This is a genomic window from Vulcanisaeta sp. EB80, from assembly GCF_002078205.2.
Genome location: NZ_LCWN02000094.1, coordinates 1 through 6714, shown reverse-complemented (window position 1 = coordinate 6714; position 6714 = coordinate 1). Strand labels below are relative to the sequence as shown.

Below are 6714 nucleotides of genomic sequence, written 5' to 3'. Positions count from 1 at the left end.
GTGAAGAAGGGTACAGAAAGTGAGGCAATCGCTTATGAGGACTTCCTAGACATGACAATAAGCCAGGTAGTAATATGGGCTGGTCAGAACCATGAACCGTCAGAGAGACCTTATGAGATTATCACAACGGAGCCTTACATAATGGGCAGCCACGCTACAGAGTGCGGTGCATGGGCCAGTGGTCCTGAGGACTTATCGCCAAAGAAGATCGAGGGCCTGCCTGACGACAGGAGGTATCAGTATTACTGGGGATACAACAGGATGACCACACTCGACGGCTTATTCTGTGCTGGTGATGCGTGCGGTGCAAATCCGCATAAGTTCAGCAGTGGTTCGTTCACGGAGGGTAGGCTTGCCGCGAAGTCTGCCGTGCTTTACTTAATGGATCATAGTGATGAGAAGGTGGAGGTTGATAAGGCCCAGGTGGATTCCCTAGTGAGTAGGTTAGTCGAACCACTGGAGCGTTGGGAGAGGGGTAGGTATGATGTGGTAACTGGGCCAAGCTACATGCACCCGGTGGATCCGAACAAGATGTATTGGAAGCAGGGCTTGTTTAGGCTCCAGAAGATCATGGATGAGTATGCTGGCGGTTGGTCCACCATGTACGTAACCAACGAGTGGATGCTCAACAGGGGATTGGAACTACTTCAATTCCTTAAGGAGGACTTCGTAAAGTACGCCGCAGCCCAGGACTGGCATGAGTTAATGAGGATTTGGGAGCTTTGGCACAGGATACTCGCTGCCGAAGCCGTTATTAGGCACATGCTGTTTAGGAAGGAAACGAGGTGGCCCGGTTATTATGTTAGGGCGGATTATCCAGCGCTTGACGATGATAATTGGCACGTATTCGTAAACTCAAGATATGACGCAAAGACTGGGCAGTGGGAGTTGTGGAAAGTGCCTGTGATACACATAATTGCATTTCCATGATTTAATACAAATTCCTATTAAAATCAATTTGGAATATATTTCGTTTTATTCATAATTATTTAAAATAATTTAATTATTTTCTTGATAATTGTGAAATAAAGTTTATAAATACGTAGAACTAACATCAAGGTGATAGCTATGAGTCTCAAGGTATACATGCCCCCACCACACGGTGGTAAGTTGGTGGATGCCGTGATTAGGGATAGGGATAAGGCAGTGAATATGGCTGCTGGTGCCGTGGCTTACGATATCAAGCCCACGAGGAGTATTGTTGATGGTAGTCCTATTAGGAATGTCTATAGGGAGATAATGTCGATAACATATGGCTTCTTCAGTCCACTCGACAGATTCATGACGAGGAATGAGGTTGAGAGCGTACTTAAGGAGAGGAGGCTCCTTGATGGTTGGTTGTTCCCATTCCCAATAATATTTGATATTCCTGAGGAGGATCTTAGGAAGTTGGGTGTTAAGGAGGGCGATAGGTTACTGCTGAGGCTTAAGGGGCAGCCCTTCGCCATACTAGACATAGAGGAAGTTTGGAAGTTCGACCCAAAGGACCTTGCAGACAGGACCTTCGGAACGCCGGAGAAAAACCCTGAGGTCGTTAAGAGGAGGTTCGACGAGAAGCACCCAGGTTGGTTGATCTATAGAAGCATGACAGGAGTTGCCTTGGCGGGTAAGGTCTATGTGGTAAATGAGCCCATATTCAAGGATCCATACACCAGGTTCTGGTACCCACCAGCCAAGTCCCGTGAGGAGATCCAGAGGAGGGGCTGGAGAACCGTGATTGCCCACCAAACAAGGAATGTACCGCACACAGGCCATGAGCACCTTATGAAAAATGCAGCATACTTGGGCGATATCGAGCCATGTCATGGAATCCTTGTGAATGCAATAATTGGCGCCAAGAGACTTGGGGATTTTGTGGATGAGGCCATACTTGAGGGTCACGAGGCAGTTAATAAGTATGGTTACATAAGTCCGAAGAGGCACATCGTCACAATGACATTGTGGGACATGAGGTATGGGAACCCACTGGAATCTCTGCTGCACGGCATAATTAGGCAGAACATGGGTTGTACGCACCACATGTTCGGTAGGGATCACGCAGCTGTCGGTGATTACTACGACCCATACGCAACCCAAATACTTTGGGAGAAGGGGATACCGAGCTTCGGCCTATCCGCCCCACCATATGACCTGGATAAGGGGCTTAAGATAAGGCCCGTCAATATCAAGGAGTTCTGGTACTGCCCCAAGTGTGGTGAAATTGCCTACAGCGATACGTGCGCCCACACCGACGTTGCCCAGAGGTTTAGTGGCAGCTTCATAAGGGGGTTAATCGCGGAGGGTATCGAACCACCGCCAATAATATTTAGGCCTGAGGTTTATAGGGTGATTGTTAAGTGGTGGCGTGTTTATGGCTACCCATTCGTGAATAAGAAATACCTTGAGTTAAAGGAGAGGGAGTTGGAGGTTGATCTTCCTAAAATGGAAGTTCCTACCAAGAGGTGATGGTCATGCCCTACAAGATGGCAGTTATCCTAGATAGGGCAAGGCTTGATAGGATTAGGGGCACGCAATTGGAGAAAATGGTTAAGGATCTATATGGCGGTTACCTGAAGGTTTTGGAGCTTGATGTGCCTGATGATGTGGCACAGAGGATTCTTAAGGAGTTTCCAAGGGCTAGGATTGATGCTAGGGGCTTTATTGAGGAGACTCCTGTGGTGTTTAAGAGGGAGTTATTTGAGGTTATTGCTCAGTTAAGGAGTGTTGGTAGGGAGGTTTTTGAGGAGCTGTTGAAGCCTGAGAGGTTGAGTAAGATTAAGGAGTTGGCCGCTAAAGAGGAGGAGTATTTACCGCCACCTGCATTGCCTGAGGAGAAGAAGTGATTTTATGCCATAACGACTCTTTCTTAAAAATTAGGGGTAATAGTTATGTTTCATAGATCCGAGGAGTTGATGAGAATTATTAAGAACGAATTAACAAACCAAGGTATCGCTCCTAGCGATGATATTCTCGAGAGGATTAGGGTTTGCATTGACGAATTAAAAAGAAGAAATATACCTCCAGATAGGTTTCGTGATATTGCTAGGATAATAGCCCAGGTAATTGCTGAGAAACCGTACGGACAAATACCCAGTAGTGGGCTTGAGGGTTTTCTATCAATGATTAGTTCATGCAGACTAATTGGTTACCAACTGCGTAGGAACGAATCAATCTACTGCCCAATAATGGTCCCTGCAGGTTTCACAGCCATCTCCATGATCGGCGTCTCATCAACGCCTGGCAACATATCCCTCTTCATAAAGAGGATTGGTGAGCCCATAGATAAAAATGCCTATTATGCCGAGGATATCATCCTGGTTGGCTACTTCGATACAAACACAGCCACCTGGAACCAGAGACTAAGCCCCGGTCTATACCTAGTCGAGGTACATAATTACTACAACGAAGATGTCAATGTCTCTGTGGATGTGGTGACGTGTATAATCAGCGACTAATTGCTTTACGACATTATTTAGGAAAATATAAACTATTGTATTCTATGCATTTTATGCACTAAATCAAGTGTTTTTTTATTCAGTTGAATATACATGGCTTTGATGAAATCCCTTGCGCTAAATCCGGTATTGGTTGATGATGAGTTAAGGTTGAGATTAAGACGTATTATTCATGTTGAGGTTGATGATTCAATGATTGATTTGTTGGCTTACATAGTTCTTCACGAACCAATAACACTGTATAGGATTTCTAAAAATACGAAGTATGCGATATCCACGGTATATAAGAAGGCAAAGAGGATGATGTACTACGGGTTAATAAGACCGTACGCATACGATGTTGAGGATTGTGACCGTGAGAAAACAATTTATGAGACCACAGTTACGGGCTTACTTCTCTGCTTGGCCTATAAATGTGTTGATGATGAGGTGGTATTAAATAGACTATGCCATAAATGGCAGATGAGAAGTTATTGCTGCCAGAGACTACTTAAGACGTTGTATGTACTACCTGCGCTCCTTGAGATTGATTCCAATAACATGAGGGTCATTGAGGAACCAAGGGCTTTAATGGTTATGATACTCAATAATGCGGAAAAACTAAGAGGGTTAGTGAATGAGAACTTATTTAGGGAGACTATAAACACTGCCACGCACTACCTAGTGAGTAGATTATTCCTAGATGGTCAAATCGTCACAAAATCTTCATTATTATTAGGTAACGAGAAATTCGTAGTTAATGTAAGCCTTGATGGCGATGTCTACGTATACATGTGTAAACTATGCAGCAAACAATGCACCGCCACCAACTTAGCGATAAATAGCCAATGTACCCTTTTACATGAGATTAAAAAGATTGTGTGGGGCACATTACATTAAGATTGCGCAATTAACACATGGTGTTTCACATGCAATGTGAAATAACTATTAGAATAATCGTGCCCTAGAATTATTGTGAGTGATCATAATGCCTATTTACGTAGTTGGCGCCGGTCCATGGGATCCGGAGCTTATTACCCTAAAGGCTATTAAGATCCTAAGAAACGCCGATATTGTTTATTACGGCTCATTGGTTAACGAGGAAATAATAAAAATGTATGCACCGAGGGCTCAGAAAATATACATGGGGCATGTCCGCGGTGAGGATCATAATAAGTTCGTTAAGCAAGCCCTAGAGCTGGCTAGGGAGGGTTTGAACGTGGTTTTTCTAAAGAATGGTGACCCGGCAATATTTGGTAGGGGCATTGAAATATGTAAGGAGGCGATCTCTAATGGAATACCCTGTGAGGTGGTTCCAGGGGTTAGTAGTTTCACAGCAGCTGTTGCTAAATACTTAATTGATTTAAAGGGGGTTGTGGCTCTCATGGCTTATCCAGACATTGACTACAATATTAGTGCTGATACCAAGGTCATCTTCATGGGTACTAAAATCATTAATGAGTTAATTACTAAGTTAAGAAATGATGAGGAGGCCGTAATAGTGAGTAGGTTGACGTATCCTGATGAGGAGGTGGTCACCCTAAGTAAGGACCACGACCCTAACATCGATGTCAAACCACCAGCGCTAGTAATCATTAGGCGCCGTGGTGGGTATGAAGGTGGTGAGTGAGAAACCGCGATTGATTATTGCGTCGTATAAGGGTAAGGCGGGTAAGACGACCGCTACGTTAGCAATAGCCATGGCATTAATTAAGGCTGGTTATAAGGTGTCCATGTTTAAGGTGGGCCCCGACTTCATAGACCCCAGTTATCACACAGCCTTAACTGGTGAACCAAGTAGGAACCTGGACTATATATTGATGGGTAGTGAAGGTATTATTAGGAGACTTTATAGGTACTCAAGGGACTCAAACATAGCGGTCATTGAGGGGGTTTCGGGTCTCTATGATAGTGTTGATGGGATTACCGAGGATGGCAGCACAGCCCAGGTTGCCAAGTTGTTGAGGGCCCCTGTTATACTCGTTATTAATGGTGAGAGGATTAATAGGACGGTTAGGGCATTAATAAGGGGGTTGAGGGATTTCGATCCTGAGGTCAAGATAATGGGTGCTGTACTCACTAACATTAATCAGAGGCAGGTTGATAAGTTAGCTAGGGCAGTGGAGGATGAGGGTCTTGAATTCGTGGGTTTCATACCGAGGAACGATGATATTGAAGAATTAATGCAGTATAGGCATTTGGGTCTTGTTCATGCCCAGGAGATGGATAGGGCTAGGATAATCTCGGTAATTAATGAAGTCTCTAAATACATTGATGTCAATAAATTGGTGAGTATAGCTAAGGAAAGCGAACCAATTGCTTTTGAGCAGGATAACGTAGATTCAGATAATACGTATTCAAGGAGCATTAAGATCGGTGTTGTCCTAGGTAGGGCATTCACATTCTATTATCCCGAGACCATAGAGAAGGCCCAGGAAATTGGTTATGTTAAATTCCTAGATCCCGAGATCGATCAGGAAATTGGTAACCTAGACCTGGTAATTATTGGCGGCGGCTTTCCCGAGATTTATGGGCAATACCTAGAGAAGAACAGGGCCTTTAGGAGCGATTTGAGGCGATTCATTGATAGAGGTGGTTACGTCTATGCGGAATGCGGTGGTTTGATGTATCTAACGAGCTCGATAGTGTATAATAATGAGGAGTACGAGATGGTGGGCGCCATAGACGCTGTCACTATAATGCATAGGAAACCCGTGTGGTATGGCTACGCTACGGCTAAGATCATAAGGAACACACCAATAGGTGATTCAGGGACTATATTGAAGGGTCACGAGTTTCACTACTCATCGATAATACTCAGGGGTAGGTACGAAATGGCAATTAGGTACGAGAGGGGCGCCGGCATCAATGGGTTGGACGGAATCCTGGTAAACAACGCCTACGCACATTACTTGCACATCCATCCGGAGACGTATGACGTATTAAGCCACATATTGAGTTATATGCATAGAAATGGAAATTAATAATGATCTGCCTTTATTGGCGTGATGCACTTAAAAAGCCCTTTATGTAATGAGTATATTGTTTTAAATATCCTCGGCTTTATAGTTAAAACGCTATGGCAACTCTCGACATAGATGATGAGGAAATTAAGGAGCTCGTTGATAAACTACACTCAGTGGAGGTCGCCGTGGAGGGTACGGAAATCATGGTCCACTTTAGCGATAGGGAGCAGGAAACTGCCATGTTCATTAAAAGGGTATTGGGATACCCAGGCATAGCAGCCATATACGGTCCACGCGGTGCAGGTAAAACTACGCTTCTAAAGCTACTAGTTGAG

At 44.4% G+C, this 6714-nt stretch carries 6 protein-coding genes and 2 pseudogenes; all 8 read left to right on the top strand.

Going from position 1 to position 6714, the window contains the following annotated elements:
- Positions 1 to 930: pseudogene (locus B7L70_RS11520) on the top strand (adenylylsulfate reductase subunit alpha); the annotation flags it as partial.
- A 138-nt stretch (positions 931 to 1068) separates the two neighbouring features.
- Positions 1069 to 2445 (top strand): sulfate adenylyltransferase, encoded by a 1377-nt coding sequence (sat, locus tag B7L70_RS11515; RefSeq protein ID WP_081228318.1) that lies wholly within the window; start codon positions 1069 to 1071, stop codon positions 2443 to 2445.
- A 5-nt stretch (positions 2446 to 2450) separates the two neighbouring features.
- Positions 2451 to 2822 (top strand): hypothetical protein, encoded by a 372-nt coding sequence (locus B7L70_RS11510; protein WP_081228317.1) that lies wholly within the window; start codon positions 2451 to 2453, stop codon positions 2820 to 2822.
- A gap of 45 nt (positions 2823 to 2867) precedes the next feature.
- The gene (locus B7L70_RS11505) at positions 2868 to 3434 is read left to right on the top strand and encodes a hypothetical protein (RefSeq protein ID WP_081228316.1); all 567 of its coding nucleotides are present in this window, start codon (positions 2868 to 2870) and stop codon (positions 3432 to 3434) included.
- Positions 3435 to 3536: 102 nt separating this feature from the next.
- Positions 3537 to 4313: a hypothetical protein gene (locus B7L70_RS11500; protein WP_101940286.1), complete on the top strand. Its 777-nt coding sequence runs from the start codon at positions 3537 to 3539 to the stop codon at positions 4311 to 4313.
- 88 nt (positions 4314 to 4401) lie between these two features.
- Positions 4402 to 5043 (top strand): SAM-dependent methyltransferase, encoded by a 642-nt coding sequence (locus B7L70_RS11495; RefSeq protein ID WP_238376232.1) that lies wholly within the window; start codon positions 4402 to 4404, stop codon positions 5041 to 5043.
- On the top strand, positions 5027 to 6397 hold the full coding sequence (locus B7L70_RS11490) for a cobyrinate a,c-diamide synthase (RefSeq protein ID WP_081228313.1): 1371 nt from the start codon (positions 5027 to 5029) through the stop codon (positions 6395 to 6397). The genes B7L70_RS11495 and B7L70_RS11490 overlap by 17 nt, the downstream gene beginning before the upstream one ends.
- Before the next feature lie 95 nt (positions 6398 to 6492).
- Positions 6493 to 6714: pseudogene (locus B7L70_RS11485) on the top strand (ATP-binding protein); the annotation flags it as partial.

Bases quoted from the DNA above. Each gene is read 5' to 3' on its own strand.
- sat (WP_081228318.1), top strand. From the start codon at position 1,069: ATGAGTCTCAAGGTATACATGCCCCCACCACACGGTGGTAAGTTGGTG.
- B7L70_RS11510 (WP_081228317.1), top strand. From the start codon at position 2,451: ATGCCCTACAAGATGGCAGTTATCCTAGATAGGGCAAGGCTTGATAGG.
- B7L70_RS11505 (WP_081228316.1), top strand. From the start codon at position 2,868: ATGTTTCATAGATCCGAGGAGTTGATGAGAATTATTAAGAACGAATTA.
- B7L70_RS11500 (WP_101940286.1), top strand. From the start codon at position 3,537: ATGAAATCCCTTGCGCTAAATCCGGTATTGGTTGATGATGAGTTAAGG.
- B7L70_RS11495 (WP_238376232.1), top strand. From the start codon at position 4,402: ATGCCTATTTACGTAGTTGGCGCCGGTCCATGGGATCCGGAGCTTATT.
- B7L70_RS11490 (WP_081228313.1), top strand. From the start codon at position 5,027: ATGAAGGTGGTGAGTGAGAAACCGCGATTGATTATTGCGTCGTATAAG.